The sequence below is a fragment of the Streptococcus sp. UBA4344 genome, from assembly GCF_002393675.1.
Classification (GTDB): Bacteria; Bacillota; Bacilli; order Lactobacillales; family Streptococcaceae; genus Streptococcus; species Streptococcus vicugnae.
In genome coordinates, this window is the sequence record NZ_DGTE01000025.1 from 1 (window position 1) to 18,050 (window position 18,050).

At 38.1% G+C, this 18,050-nt stretch carries 15 protein-coding genes; 13 read left to right on the forward strand and 2 right to left on the reverse strand.

From position 1 onward, the window contains the following. From B4D49_RS04700 to nusB, 5 genes are all read left to right on the forward strand, one after another. Positions 1–828: M24 family metallopeptidase (locus B4D49_RS04700; protein ID WP_286783399.1), on the forward strand; the 828-nt coding region annotated here is incomplete at its 5' end. 30 nt (positions 829–858) lie between these two features. Next, positions 859–1,323, forward strand: a complete 465-nt coding sequence (locus tag B4D49_RS04705; RefSeq protein ID WP_074482534.1) for a deoxycytidylate deaminase — start codon at positions 859–861, stop codon at positions 1,321–1,323. 438 nt (positions 1,324–1,761) lie between these two features. Next, complete coding sequence (gene efp, locus B4D49_RS04710) at positions 1,762–2,322, forward strand: elongation factor P (RefSeq protein ID WP_132869517.1); 561 nt, start codon at positions 1,762–1,764, stop codon at positions 2,320–2,322. Between the two features lie 79 nt (positions 2,323–2,401). After that, on the forward strand, positions 2,402–2,791 hold the full coding sequence (locus B4D49_RS04715; protein WP_132869518.1) for an Asp23/Gls24 family envelope stress response protein: 390 nt from the start codon (positions 2,402–2,404) through the stop codon (positions 2,789–2,791). Beyond that, the gene (nusB, locus tag B4D49_RS04720) at positions 2,784–3,212 is read left to right on the forward strand and encodes a transcription antitermination factor NusB (protein ID WP_132869519.1); all 429 of its coding nucleotides are present in this window, start codon (positions 2,784–2,786) and stop codon (positions 3,210–3,212) included. The genes B4D49_RS04715 and nusB overlap by 8 nt, the downstream gene beginning before the upstream one ends. A 99-nt stretch (positions 3,213–3,311) precedes the next feature. Here nusB and B4D49_RS04725 read toward each other — a convergent pair whose 3' ends face one another. Both B4D49_RS04725 and B4D49_RS04730 read right to left on the reverse strand, forming a co-directional pair. Then, complete coding sequence (locus B4D49_RS04725; protein WP_132869520.1) at positions 3,312–4,274, reverse strand: LacI family DNA-binding transcriptional regulator; 963 nt, start codon at positions 4,272–4,274, stop codon at positions 3,312–3,314. A 1-nt stretch (position 4,275) separates the two neighbouring features. After that, positions 4,276–5,715, reverse strand: a complete 1,440-nt coding sequence (locus B4D49_RS04730) for a sucrose-6-phosphate hydrolase (protein ID WP_286783400.1) — start codon at positions 5,713–5,715, stop codon at positions 4,276–4,278. A 202-nt stretch (positions 5,716–5,917) separates the two neighbouring features. Here B4D49_RS04730 and B4D49_RS04735 point away from each other — a divergent pair, with 202 nt between their 5' ends. The 8 genes from B4D49_RS04735 to recG all read left to right on the forward strand — a co-directional run bounded on the left by B4D49_RS04735 (position 5,918) and on the right by recG (position 17,629). Further along, positions 5,918–7,825 carry a sucrose-specific PTS transporter subunit IIBC gene (locus B4D49_RS04735; protein ID WP_286783401.1) on the forward strand — a complete coding sequence of 636 codons (1,908 nt, stop codon included), beginning with the start codon at positions 5,918–5,920 and terminating at the stop codon, positions 7,823–7,825. Positions 7,826–7,979: 154 nt separating this feature from the next. Next, positions 7,980–8,861, forward strand: coding sequence for a fructokinase ScrK (scrK, locus tag B4D49_RS04740; RefSeq protein ID WP_286783402.1), 882 nt, complete (start codon positions 7,980–7,982; stop codon positions 8,859–8,861). A 297-nt stretch (positions 8,862–9,158) separates the two neighbouring features. Further along, positions 9,159–11,681, forward strand: a complete 2,523-nt coding sequence (gene secA, locus B4D49_RS04745; protein WP_286783403.1) for a preprotein translocase subunit SecA — start codon at positions 9,159–9,161, stop codon at positions 11,679–11,681. A 95-nt stretch (positions 11,682–11,776) separates the two neighbouring features. Beyond that, complete coding sequence (locus B4D49_RS04750) at positions 11,777–12,808, forward strand: 3-deoxy-7-phosphoheptulonate synthase (RefSeq protein ID WP_132869101.1); 1,032 nt, start codon at positions 11,777–11,779, stop codon at positions 12,806–12,808. Between the two features lie 3 nt (positions 12,809–12,811). Further along, complete coding sequence (locus B4D49_RS04755; RefSeq protein ID WP_286783404.1) at positions 12,812–13,867, forward strand: 3-deoxy-7-phosphoheptulonate synthase; 1,056 nt, start codon at positions 12,812–12,814, stop codon at positions 13,865–13,867. 120 nt (positions 13,868–13,987) lie between these two features. Next, complete coding sequence (gene acpS / locus B4D49_RS04760) at positions 13,988–14,347, forward strand: holo-ACP synthase (protein ID WP_132869099.1); 360 nt, start codon at positions 13,988–13,990, stop codon at positions 14,345–14,347. 68 nt (positions 14,348–14,415) lie between these two features. Further along, positions 14,416–15,522 (forward strand): alanine racemase, encoded by a 1,107-nt coding sequence (gene alr / locus B4D49_RS04765; RefSeq protein ID WP_286783405.1) that lies wholly within the window; start codon positions 14,416–14,418, stop codon positions 15,520–15,522. Positions 15,523–15,613: 91 nt separating this feature from the next. Continuing rightward, a complete protein-coding gene (gene recG, locus B4D49_RS04770) occupies positions 15,614–17,629 on the forward strand; it encodes an ATP-dependent DNA helicase RecG (RefSeq protein WP_286783406.1) in 2,016 nt (671 codons plus the stop codon). Positions 17,630–18,050: the final 421 nt, after the last annotated feature.

Sequence of the window (18,050 nt, forward strand, 5' to 3'; positions counted from 1 at the left end):
ATTGCCAAGGTCATTCAAGCAGATAATTTGAAGAAAATTGGTTTTGATAGTCAAGTATCCTTTGCTTATTATCAAGTTTTGCAGGGATTTTTTGCAGCTTATGATTTGGTGCCTATGACGAATTTCATGGAAGAATTGCGCATGATCAAAGATGCTTCTGAAATTGAGACCATTCGTAAGGCTTGTTCGATTTCTGATCGTGCCTTTACAGACATGCTTGATTTTATCAAGCCAGGTCAGACTACTGAGCTACAAGTGGCGAATTTTCTTGATTTTCGTATGCGTGAGTATGGAGCTTCTGGTGTGTCTTTTGAAACCATTGCGGCATCAGGCTACCGCTCTGCTATGCCTCACGGCGTAGCCAGTGAGAAAGTTATCCAATCTGGCGAAACCTTGACGCTTGATTTTGGTTGTTACTACAACCACTACGTTAGCGATATGACGCGTACCATCCATATCGGTGAGACGACTGACGAAGAGCGCGAGATTTATGACGTGGTTTTACGTGCTAATCAAGCGGTGATTGACTCTGTTAAAGCTGGGATGACACGTCGTGATTATGATAAGTTGGCACGTGATGTCATTGAAAAGGCTGGTTATGGTGAGCACTTTACACACGGTATTGGACACGGCATTGGACTTGACATTCATGAGATTCCATTTTTTGGGAACTCTGATGAATTGGTCGAGGTAGGCATGACTATCACTGATGAGCCAGGAATCTATCTTGATAACAAATACGGTGTCCGCATCGAAGATGATTTGGTTGTGACAGAAAATGGTTGCGAAGTGCTTACTTTGGCGCCAAAAGAATTGATTGTTTTATAATTGCTAAGCGTTTAGAAAAGGAGGAATACAATGACTGAAAGACTTTCTTGGGAAGATTATTTTATGGCAAATGCGGAGTTAATTTCAAAACGTTCAACCTGTGACCGCGCTTTTGTTGGAGCTGTTTTGGTGAAAGATAATCGTATCATAGCGACTGGTTACAATGGTGGCGTGTCAGAAACAGATAATTGTAGTGAAGCTGGTCATAAGATGGAAGACGGTCATTGTATCCGTACTGTTCACGCTGAAATGAATGCTCTTATCCAGTGTGCTAAAGAAGGTATCTCAACCAAAGGCACAGAAATTTACGTCACACATTTTCCGTGTATTAACTGTACCAAAGCTTTGCTTCAAGCTGGAATCAAAAAAATCACTTATAAGACAGCTTACCGCATGCATCCATTCGCACTTGAATTGATGAAACAAAAAGGCGTTGAATGCGTTCAACACGATGTTCCAGAAGTTAGACTTGGTATGGATGATTTTGATGATTAAGTATTAAAAAAGCACTCGATAGAGTGCTTTTAGTATTAATTCAATTTATCTTTTAAAATTTTTTCGTCGACTTCTGAGGTTGCTCTCCAACCATTTTTTAGAAGAGCGTTAATAAAATGCCTGCAATGATTGAGCCAATCATAATCCTAAACCATTTCCAATCTTTACGAAAAAGTGGCACAAAAAAAGATTGTCCAACTAAAGCTAACTTTAACTTCCTTAATTTCTCCGCCAAGATTTTCAAGTTTCACCTTCATATCCAATAAATCTCCCTTGAATAAACTTTTAGATATTTATTGTATTAAAATTGGATTTTTTTAACAATGAAGCTTAAAATAGTTAAGAGGGATATTAGTCGAAGAGACTAAAAAGATTTGAGCCATAACGTATTTTATGGTAAAATGAAGTGATAAATAATTTATAAGAGGTAATTAATAAATGATTGAAGCAAGTAAGCTTAGAGCAGGTATGACTTTCGTAACATCTGATGGAAAACTCATCAAAGTTCTCGAAGCAAGCCACCACAAACCAGGTAAAGGTAACACAGTTATGCGTATGAAACTTCGTGACGTACGTACTGGTTCAACATTCGATACAACTTACCGTCCAGAAGAAAAATTCGAACAAGCAATCATCGAAACACGTGCTGCACAATACCTTTACAAAATGGATGATACAGCATACTTCATGGATACTGAAAGCTACGAACAATACGAAATTCCAGTTGTAAACGTAGAACAAGAATTGCTTTACATCCTTGAAAACTCAGAAGTTAAAATCCAATTCTTCGGTACTGAAGTTATCGGTGTTACTGTTCCTACAACAGTTGAATTGACAGTTACTGACACTCAACCATCAATCAAAGGTGCTACAGTTACTGGTTCTGGTAAACCTGCAACTCTTGAAACAGGTCTTGTTGTTAACGTACCAGACTTCATCGAAATCGGTCAAAAATTGGTAATCAATACGCAAGAAGGTACTTACGTATCACGTGCCTAAGCTTGCCAGTAGAGCGGGTAGAGAGGGCACCGCTCTCTTTACTTTTTAATCCTTAAACTTAATTAGAAAGGAAATGCTTATGACAACTGAAAATATCGGTGATATTGTTATTTCACCACGAGTTCTAGAAGTTATCACAGGTATTGCTGCAACAAAAGTTGATGGCGTTCACTCACTTCGTAACAAAGCCATGACTGATAGTTTCAGCAAAACAGTTTTAGGTAAAGGTGTTTACCTTCAAACAGAAGAAGATGGCACAGTTAATGCTGATATCTACGTATATCTTCAATATGGTGTCAATGTTCCTGCTGTTTCAATGGCTATTCAACAAGCTGTTAAAGCTGCGGTTTACGAAATGGCAGAAGTGACTATTTCATCTGTAAATATCCACGTTGAAGGAATCGTTCCTGAAAAAACACCAAAACCCGATTTGAAAGCATTGTTCGACGAGGATTTCTTGGATGACTAATAACTTTACAAATTCAAGACGTGACCTTCGTGAACGTGCCTTCCAGGCACTGTTTAGCCTCGAATTTGGTGGAGACTATTTGGCAGCTGCTGAATTTGCCTACACTTACGACAAGAAAATTGAAGAAGACGAAGAAGTTCAAGTTCCAGTATTTCTTTTAAACCTTGTCAAAGGTGCATGTGATTTGCAATCAGAAATTGATCAACAAATCGAAGCACACCTAAAATCAGGCTGGTCACTAGAACGTTTAACACTGACTGACAAAGCTTTGCTTCGTTTAGGTCTTTACGAAGTTAAATACTTCGAGGAAACACCTGGACGTGTTGCGGTCAATGAAATCATTGAAATTGCTAAAAAATATTCTGACGAAACATCAGCAAAATTCGTTAATGGATTATTGAGTCAGTTTGTTACTGAATAATACATAAAGAGAGATGCAGTAGCATCTCTCTTTTTCTGATTAAAAAGGCAAGATTACAACAAAAAGCACAGACCTTATGCATCTCTGTGCTTTTTGTTATTAAATACTACCACCAGGAAGTAGAGAAATCGGCAAGATGTAATCTTTGCTTGTTTTTTCTCCTTTGATACGTTTTAGGAGGATGTCAACAAGCAGACTTGCGATTTCATCGATTGGTTGACGGATAGTTGTCAATTGAGGGAAGAAGTTTTCGATAAATGATGTTCCATCGTAACCAATGATTTTCAGATCTTCTGGGATTTTTAAATCTAATTGTTTAGCAATTTTCATTGTTAAAATGGCTGTTAAGTCATCAGAAACAAAGATTCCGTCAGGCCTGTTTCTTGCGATAATTGATTTGATTTCCATCTCGCGGCGAATTGTGGATAAGTTGTTAGGAACTTTGAAAACTTCGCCGTGTGGAATTTGGAATGAGAAACCAAGAGCACGTAATTCGGTTGGAGAATCGGTGTTATCGTGTCCGGTAATCATAATGATGTTTTCACAACCATTTTTCTGAAGGGTACGAGCAGCTAGTTTTCCACCTTCAAAGTTATCTGAAGCAATGATAGGAACATTTGGCGCCAGATTTCTATCAAAGGCAATAATGGGGGCACTGACGCGTTCGTAATCATCGATACCAAGGTTGTGACTTGATGAAATAATGCCGTCTACTTGGTTAGCTTCAAGCATTTCAATATATTCACGTTCCTTGGCAGGGTCATTTTGACTGTTGCAGATAATCGTTTTATACCCATGTTTGAATAGCTCGATTTCAAGATATTCAATCAGTTCAGAATAAAAGATATTGCTAATATTAGGAAAGATGAGTCCAATAAGTTGGGCAGATTTTCCCTGAAGTCCACGGGCGAGATTATTAGGTTTATAGCCTAAAGTTCTCATGGCTTCCTGGACTTTTTGTTTTGTCTTTTCAGACAAATAACCTTTATTGTTGATAACGCGTGAAACGGTTGTCGGGCTTACACCAGCAAGTTCAGCGACGTCAGTTAATTTTGCTACCATATTAGTACTTCAAATCAAAGTATGTACCAGTAACGTCTCCAGATTTAATTACAATGCCATTTTGGCTAGCTTCAGGGAAGACACGGCTAGTAAATACTTTTTCTCCTTTATTGATAAAGATTTCAACGATTGAATTGTCTACAAAAATATTAGCACTTGTTTCTTTAGTATCAATTGAGCATTCACGGCTTGTGCCAAATTCTGTAGCATATTGAACACCTGCTTTACTGCGGTCAAGAATAATTTTACCGTCTTTGGTATCGACCGTCAAGCTGAGTCCATTGCCTTTGTCATCAGCAAAGAGAAGAACTTCGGATTTTTGATTTGCAGGGAAATTTAATTCTAATTCATAAGTATTAGTTGTCTCAGATTTATTAGCAAATGCTTCAGAGTCAGCACGAAGTGAACTGATTGCTTCAACTGGGTATTGGTAAAGTTTACCATCTTTAATAGAAAGTTCTTTTACAAGACTAAGAGCGCCTTGGTAATCGTATTTATCAGTTGGGTAATCAACATCTGGGAGTCCAATCCAGCTTACTGCTAAAGTACGCCCGTCAGGTGCGTTGAATCCTTGAGTAGCATAAGCTTCAAAACCATAATCAAGGTTTTGGATTTCTGAAGCTCCAATAAGTTTTGCACCATCTGTGTCAAACGCTTGACATACTTTGTAGGTATTTGGATAAATATTACGGTAATCAAGTTCAGCTTTATCAAGTCCTTGTGGGCAGTAAAGAAGAACTGGTTTATCATCAACAAAAACAAGGTTTGGACATTCAATCATGTACTCTGAACCAATACCGCCGAAGTCGAGGTTGCCAACTTCTTCCCAGTTTTCAACATTGTTATCAACTGCTTTATAAAGTTTAATAAAGCCTGATTTTTCAGGGCTTTGAGCACCTACGATAGCGTAGAATTGACCTTTGTAGTTGAAGATTTGAGGGTCACGGAAGTGCTCTGTTGCATCTTCTGGTTGGCGGATAAGAACGTCATCCATTTTAGTGATCTTGTGGTCTTTATCCATCCAAGCACCGATTTGAAGTGGGTCACGTACCCAGTTTTCGTCACGAACATTTCCTGTATAGAACAAGAAGAGTTTGTCGCCTATTTCATAAGCAGAACCAGAGTAAGCTCCGTGGCTATCGTTTTTAGTGTCAGGGCGAAGTTCTACATTAGTTTCATGGAAATGAACCAAGTCTTCAGATTCAGTGTGAACCCATTGTTTTAGGCCGTGAGCAGCGCCAAAAGGCCAATTTTGATAGAACAATGTATATTTGCCATTAAAGTATGAAAAACCGTTAGGGTCATTTAGTAATCCAGTTTTAGGCTCAATGTGATAGCTGGTGCGCCAAGGCGATTGTTTGACATTGTTGTTAATTTTTGCCAATTCTTCGGTGCTCCAATCTTCATAAGGACGGTAACGCACTTCTTTTGGTAAATCCATATTTTTTCTCCTTTGTAAAAAAACTATCTATAATAATATAGTAAACGTTTACTCCCTAAAAATCAATTATTTTCCCGCAAAAAGAAAAAAATATGATAAACGCTTGACATATATTCTGATTATGATAGAATGTAAATGTAATCAAGTGAAACGCTTACAAACAAGCTTACAAAAGTAATTTTATATAAAGGAGTTTTTGCAAATGGATAACGCACAGATTGCAAAAGAGATTGTTGCTGCTTTAGGTGGCCGCGAAAACGTACGCAGTGTCGCTCACTGTGCCACACGTTTACGTGTTATGGTTGTTGATGAAGCAAAAATCGACAAAGACAAAATTGAAAATCTTGACAAAGTTCAAGGAGCTTTCTTCAACTCAGGACAGTACCAAATTATCTTTGGTACTGGTCTAGTTAACAAAATGTACGATGAAGTTGTTGCTCTTGGTTTGCCAACAGCTTCAAAAGATGAACAAAAAGCAGAAGCTGCTAAACAAGGAAATTGGTTCCAACGCGCTGTCCGTTCATTCGGTGACGTATTTGTTCCATTGCTTCCAGCTATCGTAGCGACTGGTCTTTTCATGGGTATCCGCGGAGCTATCAACAATGATACAATCCTAGGACTCTTCGGAACAACTTCTGAGGCATTCTCATCTACAAACTTCTACACATACACTGTTGTATTAACAGATACAGCCTTTGCATTCTTCCCAGCTTTGATTTGCTGGTCTGCATTTAACGTATTTGGTGGAAGCCCAATCGTAGGTCTTGTTCTTGGACTGATGATGGTTAACAACTCACTTCCAAATGCTTGGGATGTTGCCTCAAAAGCTGCAGAACCAATTAACTTCTTTGGATTCATTCCAGTTGTTGGTTACCAAAACTCAGTTCTTCCAGCATTCTTCGTAGGTTTGCTTGGTGCGAAACTTGAAAAATGGTTGCACAAAAAAATTCCAGATGTGCTTGACCTCTTGTTGGTTCCATTCTTGACATTCTTGGTAATGTCAGTGTTGGCACTCTTTGTTATTGGACCTGTTTTCCATACAGTTGAAAACTATGTCCTTGCAGGAACTAAATTCTTGCTTAGCTTGCCACTTGGGCTTTCTGGTCTTATTCTTGGTGGTATTCACCAAGTTATCGTGGTTACAGGTGTTCACCACATCTTCAACTTGCTTGAATCACAATTGATTGCTGCTGATGGTAAAGACCCATTCAACGCTATCATCACAGCTGCAATGACTGCCCAAGCTGGTGCAACTCTTGCTGTTGGTGTTAAAACAAAAGATGCTAAACTTAAAGCTCTTGCTTTCCCAGCTGCTCTTTCTGCAGGACTTGGTATCACTGAACCAGCTATCTTCGGTGTAAACTTACGTTTTGGTAAACCATTTGTATTAGGTCTTGCGGCTGGTGCTTGTGGTGGTTGGTTGGCTTCAATCTTCAACCTTGCTGGTACTGGTTTTGGTATTACAATTATCCCTGGTACTCTTCTTTACTTGAATGGTCAAGTTCTTAAATATGTCATCATGGTTCTTGCAACTACAGCTCTTGCCTTTGTATTGACTTACATGTTCGGTTACGAAGATGATACAAAAGACGTTAAAGCTGCTAAAGAAGCAAAAGAAGTAGCTGAAGAAGTTACTGCACTTTCTCAAGCTGGTGTTTCTGAAGAAACAGTTGTAAGCCCACTTTCAGGCCAAGCTGTTGAACTTTCTGCAGTTAATGACCCAGTCTTCTCATCAGGTGCTATGGGTAAAGGTATCGCTATTAAACCAAACGGTGACACAGTTTATTCACCAGTTGATGGTACTGTTCAACTTGCTTTTGAAACAGGTCATGCTTATGGTTTGAAATCTGACAATGGCGCTGAAATCCTTATCCACATCGGTATTGATACTGTCTCAATGGCTGGTAAAGGATTTAACCAAAAAGTTGCTGCTAACCAAAAAGTTAAAAAAGGTGATGTTCTTGGAACATTTGACCGCGCAGCTATTGCAGAAGCAGGTCTTGATGATACAACAATGATTATCGTGACAAACACAGCTGACTACCAAGAAGTAACACCAGTTGCTCAAGGTGAACTTGCTGAAGGTGCTGCATTGCTAGATCTTAAATAAGTATATATCTATAATTTAAGAGGTTCGAAAGAACCTCTTTTTATATGGAGATAAATATTGATATAATAGGGTTTTTACTCTTTTTGCACTTGATATATCTTTTGCTTTTTTGTATAATATTTGATAGAAAACTAGCAATTAAAAGGGAGATAACATGACTAAATTATATGGTAGTGTCGAAGCAGGTGGAACGAAGTTTGTTTGTGCTGTTGGTGATGAGAATTTTCAAATTGTTGAAAAAGTTCAATTTCCTACAACTACACCTTACGAAACAATTGATAAAACAGTAGCTTTCTTCAAACGTTTTGAAGAAGACTTAGCAGGTATTGCTATCGGTTCTTTTGGGCCAATTGATATTGATGAAAATTCAAAAACATATGGCTATATCACAACAACTCCAAAACCCCACTGGGCTAATGTTGACCTAGTTGGCTTGATTTCAAAACATTTTAAAGTACCATTCTACTTTACAACTGATGTTAACAGCTCTGCTTACGGGGAAACAATCGTTCGCAAAGGTGTTAAAAGTCTTGTTTACTACACAATTGGTACTGGTATTGGTGCCGGTGCTATTCAAAATGGTGAGTTCATTGGTGGACTTGGTCACACAGAAGCAGGTCACGTTTATGTAGCTCCACACCCACAAGATGTAGCTAAAAACTTTAACGGTGTTTGTCCATTCCACAAAGGCTGTTTGGAAGGTATGGCAGCTGGTCCATCGCTTGAAGCTCGTACAGGTATTCGTGGGGAATTGATTGAGCTTAATTCTGATGTTTGGGATGTTCAAGCTTATTACATTGCGCAAGCTGCTGTTCAAGCAACATTACTTTACCGTCCAGAAGTGATTGTCTTTGGTGGTGGTGTAATGGCTCAAGAACACATGCTAAAACGTGTTCGTGATAAATTTAAAGCTTTGATGAACGATTATGTACCAGTTCCAGATGTTACAGAATATATCGTGACACCAGGTGTTGCTGAAAATGGTTCTGCAACTCTTGGTAACTTTGCTTTGGCTAAGAAAGTTTCAGAACGTTAATTACTTGATTAAAAATGTTAGCGAGATTGAGGAAAAGTCCAATTGGATAATTCTTCAATCTTTTTTTACACTGACGATTCCTTGTGAATTACAGTGCTTTCTTGTTGTTAAGGTGAAAAAAGAGTATAATCGTAGCAGGTGAAATACTCAGAAAATACTAAGAATGATATTAATAAAAAACTAAAATATCAAGGCATTTCTAGCGCTTGTCGAACAGAGCTACAATGTTAGCGGATTCTTGTAATAGAGCGCTTTTTATGATAAAATGTGATGATAAGTTTATCGAAAGGAATTGGGATGGCAAATATTCTACGAACTGTTATCGAAAACGATAAAGGCGAATTAAGAAAATTAGAAAAAATTGCGAAGAAAGTTGAGTCATACGCAGATGCGATGGCTGCTTTGTCTGACGAAGAATTAAAAGCAAAAACACCAGAATTTCAACAACGATATCAAAATGGTGAAACTCTGGATCAGTTATTGACAGAAGCTTTTGCGGTTGTTCGTGAAGCTGCAAAACGTGTTCTTGGACTTTACCCATATCGTGTTCAAATCATGGGTGGTATTGTAATGCACAATGGTGACGTACCTGAAATGCGTACTGGTGAAGGTAAAACATTGACTGCGACAATGCCTGTATACCTTAATGCCCTTGCTGGTGAAGGTGTCCACGTTATCACTGTTAATGAATACCTTGCAACACGTGATGCTACTGAGATGGGTGAAGTATATAGCTGGTTGGGACTTTCTGTCGGTATCAACTTGTCTGCTAAATCAGCTTTTGAAAAACGTGAAGCTTATAACTGTGATATCACTTACTCAACTAACTCAGAAATTGGTTTTGACTACCTTCGTGATAACATGGTTGTTCGTCAAGAAGATATGGTACAACGTCCATTGAACTTTGCTTTGGTCGATGAAGTTGACTCTGTATTGATTGATGAAGCTAGAACACCTTTGATTGTTTCTGGACAAGTGACTTCTGAAACAAGCCAACTTTACATTCGCGCTGATAGATTTGTTAAGACTCTTGAAAGTGTTGATTATGTCATTGATGTACCAACTAAAACAATTGGCTTGACTGACAGTGGTATCGATAAAGCAGAAGAATACTTCCATTTGGAAAATCTTTACGATTTGGAAAACGTTGCCTTAACACACTACATTGACAATGCTCTTCGTGCCAACTACATCATGATTTTGGATATTGACTATGTGGTTAGTGAAAATGGCGAAATCCTAATTGTCGATCAATTTACAGGACGTACAATGGAAGGTCGTCGCTTCTCTGACGGTTTACACCAAGCTATTGAAGCTAAAGAAGGAGTGCGCATTCAGGAAGAATCTAAGACAAGTGCCTCAATTACTTATCAAAACATGTTCCGTATGTATAAAAAATTGGCAGGTATGACTGGTACAGCTAAAACTGAAGAAGAGGAATTCCGCGAAGTTTACAATATGCGCATTATTCCAATTCCAACGAATAGACCGGTCGCACGTATTGACCATCCAGATTTGTTATACCCAACACTTGCTTCTAAATTTAGAGCAGTGGTCGAAGATGTTAAACGTCGTCATGCGAAAGGTCAACCAGTTTTGGTCGGTACTGTAGCTGTTGAAACTTCTGACCTTATTTCTAAGAAATTGGTTGAAGCTGGTATTCCACACGAAGTTTTGAATGCTAAAAACCACTTCAAAGAAGCACAAATCATTATGAACGCCGGTCAACGTGGTGCTGTTACAATTGCAACCAACATGGCTGGTCGTGGTACAGATATCAAACTTGGTGAAGGAGTTCGTGAACTTGGTGGACTTTGCGTCATCGGTACAGAACGTCACGAAAGCCGTCGTATTGATAATCAGCTTCGTGGTCGTGCTGGTCGTCAAGGTGATCCAGGTGAATCACAGTTTTACCTTTCACTTGAAGATGATTTGATGCGTCGTTTTGGTTCAGATCGTATCAAGGCATTCCTTGATCGTATGAATCTTGATGAAGAAGAAGCTGTCATCAAATCTAAGATGCTGACTCGTCAAGTGGAATCAGCACAAAAACGTGTTGAAGGTAACAACTACGATACTCGTAAACAAGTCCTTCAATATGATGATGTTATGCGTGAACAACGTGAAATCATTTATGCTGAACGTCACGACGTTATTACAGCTGACCGTGATTTGGCACCTGAAATCAAAGCTATGATTAAACGTACGATTAATCGCGCTGTTGATGCTCATAGTCGTGCTGACCGTGAAGAAGGAGTCAAAGCAATTCTTAACTTTGCCAAATCAAACTTAGTTCCTGAAGATTCAATTAAATTAGCTGATCTTGAAGAATTAGACTTTGAAGAAATCAAAGAAGATCTTTACAACCGTGCATTGAAAGTTTATGATGCTCAAATTGCCAAACTTCAAAATGAAGAAGCTGTTAAAGAATTCCAAAAAGTTTTGATTTTGATGGTTGTTGATAATAAGTGGACAGATCATATTGATGCTCTTGATCAATTACGTCAATCAGTTGGTTTGCGTGGTTATGCTCAAAATAACCCAGTTGTTGAATATCAATCAGAAGGTTTCCGTATGTTCCAAGCAATGATTGGAGCAATTGAATTTGACGTAACACGTACAATGATGAAAGCACAAATTCACCAACAAGAACGTGAACGCTCAACTGAACGTGCAACAACAATGGCTGAAAAGAATATCTCAGCCCAAAATGTTCAAGCACAATCTGACATTGATTATTCTAATGTTAAACGTAATGATTTGTGCCCATGTGGATCAGGCAAAAAATTCAAAAATTGCCACGGTCGCAAACATTTTTAAAAAAGACAACAGAAAATTCTGACAATTTATTGAAAAACCTCTTGAAAATGGTATAATATATAAAATCTTAACTAATTTCAGGAGAGGGAAAATATATGTCATTTAAAGCAACAAGTAAAAAGATTAATTTCGATGCTCTCAAAGAAGAATCAAAATTAACTGGTGACGCTCTAGCTAAAAAAGAAGCTCGTGATCGCGAACTGGAAGCTATTATTAAAGGTGAAGATGATCGAGTTCTTTTGGTTATCGGTCCTTGCTCATCTGATAATGAAGATGCTGTACTTGAATACGCTCATCGTTTGGCAAAACTTCAAGAAGAAGTTAAAGATCGAGTCTTTATGGTGATGCGTGTCTATACAGCAAAACCACGTACGAATGGTGATGGTTATAAAGGTTTGATGCACCAACCTGATACGTCAGAAGCACCAAGCTTGATTAACGGTATTAAAGCCGTTCGTCACCTTCATTATCGTGTGATTTCAGAAACAGGATTGACAACGGCGGACGAAATGCTTTACCCAGAAAATCTTCCATTGGTAGATGACTTGGTATCTTATATCGCTGTTGGTGCTCGTTCAGTCGAAGACCAACAACACCGCTTTGTTGCTTCAGGTATCAGTGTTCCGACAGGTATGAAAAATCCTACTTCAGGTAACTTGAATGTTATGTTTAACGGTATTTATGCCGCACAAAACAAACAATCATTCTTGTTTAACGGTGAAGAAGTGGAAACATCTGGTAACCCATTTGCACATGCCATCCTTCGTGGTGCACTTAACGAATATGGTAAGAATGTGCCAAACTATTACTATGATAATGTCATCGATACTATTGAACAATACGAAAAAATGGGACTTGAAAATCCATTTATCGTTATCGATACTAACCATGACAACTCAGGAAAACAATATTTAGAACAAGTTCGTATTGTCCGTCAAACATTGATTAACCGTGATTGGAATGAAAAAATTAACAAATACGTTCGTGGATTTATGATTGAATCTTACTTAGAAGATGGTCGTCAAGACAAACCTGAGGTATTTGGTAAATCAATCACAGACCCATGTCTTGGATGGGACAATACAGCAAAACTTGTTCACGAAATTTACGATACACTAGGTAAATAATTTATGGGAATACATCAAAAAAGTGCAACAATTGATATTGCACAAGTCAAAGAACTATCAAAATTAGAAGGTGATTTTCTTGCTAAGAAGAAAGCACGTGATGCTGAGCTAGCAAAAATCATCAAAGGTGAAGATGATCGTATTCTTTTGGTCATCGGACCTTGTTCATCTGATAACGAAGAAGCTGTTCTGGAATATGCTCGCCGTTTAGCAAAACTTCAAGAAGAAGTTAAAGATAAAATCTTTATTGTTATGCGTGTCTACACAGCAAAACCACGCACAAACGGTGATGGTTATAAAGGCTTAATGCATCAGCCTGATACCTCAAAACTTCCAGATTTGATTAATGGTGTTGCTGCTGTTCGTCATTTGCATTATCGCGTCATTACTGAAACAGGCTTGACAACAGCTGATGAAATGCTATATCCAGACAATCTTCCATTGGTAGATGATTTGGTGTCATATCACGCTATTGGAGCTCGTTCAGTCGAAGACCAAGAGCATCGCTTTGTTGCTTCAGGAATTGATGCCCCAACAGGGATGAAAAATCCAACGTCTGGTAATTTGAATATTATGTTTAACGGTATTTATGCCGCACAAAACAAACAAAACTTTATTTATCATAGTGCAGAAGTTGAAACAGATGGTAATCCATTGGCGCATGCCATTCTTCGTGGCTCACTTAATGAGCACGGTGAAAATGTGCCAAATTACTATTATGATGACTTGTTGAAAGCAATTGCTCATTACGAAAAGATGGGGCTTAAGAATCCATTTATCGTTGTTGATACAAATCATGATAATTCTGGTAAAAAATATCTTGAACAAATCCGTATTGTACGTCAAACATTGATTAATCGCGACTGGAGTGATAAAATTAACAAGTATGTACGTGGATTCATGATTGAATCTTACTTGGAAGATGGTCGCCAAGATACACCAGAGGTATTTGGAAAATCGATCACAGACCCATGTCTAGGATGGGATAAAACTGAAAAATTGATTCGTGAAATCCATGCAACCTTAAGTCATGATTCTTATGAAGAATTGCTATTCTAATTAATTGAATAACCTATGGGGCTGGGGATTTTTCTCAGCTCCTTAGTTTTGGAAATCATTGGCGATTTGGCTAATAAGAATTTTGATTTGGTTTAAAATCGTTTTTCACAAAGGAGACGTATGATTATTGGTCACGGCATTGACTTGCAAGAAATAGATGCAATCAAGCGAGCGTATGAGAAGAATAATAGATTTGCAAAGCGCGTACTGACAGAAAAAGAATTTCAAGTTTTTTCAAGCTTTAAAGCTGAAAAAAGACAAATGGAATTTTTAGCAGGACGTTGGGCAGCAAAGGAAGCTTTTGCTAAGGCAATGGGAACAGGTATTGGTCCTGTTGGTTTTAAAGATATTGAAATTCTGAATAACCAACTTGGTGCTCCTGAGATTACTCAGTCCCCATTTTCTGGGAGAGCTTTTATCTCACTTTCTCATACGGGAAATCTTGTGCAAGCCAGTGTTATCTTAGAAGATGATAAGTAATAAGTTTTTTTGAAAAATGAAAAGTAGGATTAATCGAGAAATTTTTTACTAGCTTTGGAGGAGAAAAAATGATTTCAAGTTTACACCGACCAACAAGAGCCTTAATTGATTTGGGTGCTATTTGTCAAAATATCGAGGCGGTTAAAGCTAATATTCCAGAAGGGAAAAAAGCTTTTGCGGTTGTTAAAGCTAATGCCTATGGACATGGTGCTAAAAAGGTAGCGCAAGCTGTACATCATTTAGTTGATGGATTTTGTGTATCAAATGTTGACGAAGCTCTTGAACTTCGTGAAGCGGGTATTGAAGAAACAATCTTGATTTTAGGTGTTATCATGCCTAATGAGGTTGCTTTGGCGCGTGATTATGACATTACATTGACTGTAGCTAGTCAAGAATGGCTTGATTTGGCAAATGAGCAAGATATTAGCCTTAAAGGGGTAAATGTTCATTTGAAAGTTGATTCAGGTATGGGACGTATCGGTGTACGTAGTCTTGAAGAAGCTGATAGCTTGATTGCTAACTTGAAAAAATCCGGTGCTAATGTTGAAGGAATCTTTACTCACTTTGCGACGGCTGATGAAGCTGACGATACTAAATTTAATGAGCAATTGGAATTCTTTACGAATTTGGTGAATAACTTGAGTGATAAACCAGCTCTTGTTCATGCTAGTAACTCAGCAACAAGTATTTGGCACAGTGAAACCATCTTTAATATTGTTCGTCTTGGTATTGTTATGTATGGTTTGAATCCAAGTGGAACAGATATTGAATTGCCTTATCCTATTAAACCAGCTCTTGGTTTGGAATCAGCACTAGTTCACGTGAAAACAATTCCTGCTGGTGCAACAGTTGGTTATGGTGCAACTTATACAGCACAAAAAGAAGAATACATTGCGACAGTGCCAATCGGTTATGCTGATGGTTGGACACGTGATTTGCAAGGCTTCTCAGTCCTTGTTAATGGTCAGTTTTGTGAAATTGTTGGTCGTGTCTCAATGGACCAAATTACAATTTGTTTGCCTAAAAAATTCCCAATTGGAACAAAAGTAACCTTGATTGGTCAAGAAGGCGATAATGTTATTTCAGCAACTGATTTAGCTCAAAAACGCGGTACAATTAATTATGAAGTTCTTTGTCTTTTGAGTGACCGTATCCCACGTTTCTATTCAAAATAAGTGATTAAAAAGCAGATTCTATAATCGTTGTGAGGAGACTTACGACGATTTAGAATCTATTTTTGTTATAATAATAGAAAAGTGAGGTTTTATGAATTTACAATCATCAATTGAGGTATTAAAAGGAATTGGTGCTAAATCCGCAGAGAAATTCCATAAATTAGACATTTATACGATTGAGGATTTATTGTTGTACTATCCTTTTCGTTATGAAGATTTTAAGAGTAAAAGCGTCTTAGATCTAGTTGACGGGGAAAAAGCTGTTATCGTTGGAACAGTGGTAACACCGGCAAACGTTCAGTACTATGGTTATAAGCGAAATCGCCTTTCTTTTAAAATCAAACAAGGTGAAGCTGTTATTGCGGTGTCATTTTTCAATCAACCCTATTTAGCGGATAAAGTCGAGCTAGGTAGTGATGTGGCGATTTTTGGGAAATGGGATGCTATAAAGTCAGCTGTGACAGGAATGAAAATTTTGGCTCAGGTTGAAGATGATATGCAGCCTGTTTACCGTGTAGCGCAGGGCATTTCACAAAATGCTCTTATCAAAGCCATCAAAGCTGCTTTTGAATTAGGCGCACAAAATTGGTTGCCAGAGAATCTACCTCAAGTCCTAATCGATAAATATCGTCTGCTAGGACGTGCTCAGGCAACAACCGCTATGCATTTTCCAAAAGATTTAGCTGAATACAAACAGGCTCTTCGTCGTATCAAATTTGAAGAACTTTTCTATTTTCAAATGAATTTACAAGCCTTAAAAGCAGATAACAAATCAGAATCAAACGGTTTATCGATTGCTTATGACGAAGAAAAACTTGCTGATAAAATAGCAGGATTGCCTTTTAAACTGACAGGTGGGCAAAAGCGAAGCTTGAGTGACATTTTAGCTGATATGCGCTCAGGTGGTCATATGAATCGCCTTTTACAAGGAGATGTTGGTTCAGGTAAGACGGTTGTAGCTAGTCTTGCTATGTACGCTGCCTATACAGCAGGCTTTCAGTCAGCTTTGATGGTGCCGACTGAAATCTTGGCTGAGCAACATTTCGACAGTTTGACGCAACTTTTCCCAGATTTATCGATTGCCATTTTGACATCAGGAATGAAAACAGCGGCAAAAAAAGCAGCGTTATCGGCGATTGCTGATGGTTCAGTAGATATGATTGTGGGGACTCATGCTCTTATTCAAGATGCAGTGACTTATCACCGCTTAGGTCTTGTCATTACTGATGAGCAGCATCGTTTTGGGGTTAATCAACGTCGTATTTTCCGTGAAAAAGGGGAAAATCCAGATGTCCTCATGATGACGGCTACACCTATTCCACGAACACTTGCCATTACCGCTTTTGGTGAAATGGATGTTTCTATTATTGATGAGTTACCTGCAGGAAGAAAGCCTATCATTACTCGCTGGGTGAAGCACGAGCAATTAGATGTGGTGCTTGATTGGGTCAAAAAAGAATTGCAAAAAGGTGCGCAAGCTTATGTCATTTCACCGCTGATTGAAGAATCAGAGTCGCTTGATTTGAAGAATGCCATTGCTTTGCATGAAGAGCTATCGGATTACTTTGCAGACACGGCTCAGGTAGCTTTAATGCATGGACGCATGAAAAATGATGAAAAAGAAGCCATCATGCAAGATTTTAAAGCTCAAAAAAGTCAGGTCTTGGTTTCAACAACAGTTATTGAAGTTGGTGTCAATGTGCCAAACGCCACAATCATGATTATCATGGATGCTGATCGTTTTGGACTTAGTCAATTGCATCAGCTTCGCGGTCGTGTTGGACGTGGCGAAAAACAATCTTATGCTATCTTAGTAGCTAATCCTAAGACGCAAACTGGGAAAGAACGCATGAAAATCATGACAGAGACAACAGATGGTTTTGTATTGGCAGAAGCTGATCTTAAGATGCGTGGGTCTGGAGAAATCTTTGGAACACGTCAGTCAGGAATTCCAGAATTTCAAGTGGCTGATATTGTTGAGGATTATAATATTCTTGAAGAAGCTAGACGCGTAGCCAGTCAGATTGTATCGGATAAAAATTGGAAGAATAAACCACAGTGGCAGATTATCAGTCAAAATCTCAAAGATAAAGGAAATTTTGATTAAGGTTTTTGTAAGTCTTCTACAAGGAAAGCTTAAGCTTTCCTTTTTATAATGAAGTTACAAAATGAAAGATGAGGTAACTCTTATGACAATACACGTGACTTATAAATTGACCTTTACTAAAAAGATTGATGAAAAACCAGCTTACGGCAAGTAGGCTGATAAGAGTACTCTTTTTTGATAGTATTCTATGGCAGTAATAAATAACACCCATGATAAAGACGTAAGACCATAGTAAAAAACTGGCTCAGTCGAAATGACTGGGCTTTTTTATGTTTAAATTCTGGTAAAAACAGTGAAAAATTCACGAAAAAATAAAAAAATATCGATTTTCGATAAAAAAGTGTTGCAAAACGAAAAACTTGTGGTATACTAAATATATCGAAAAACGATAAAAGATTTTCGAAAAAGAATAATTTAATAT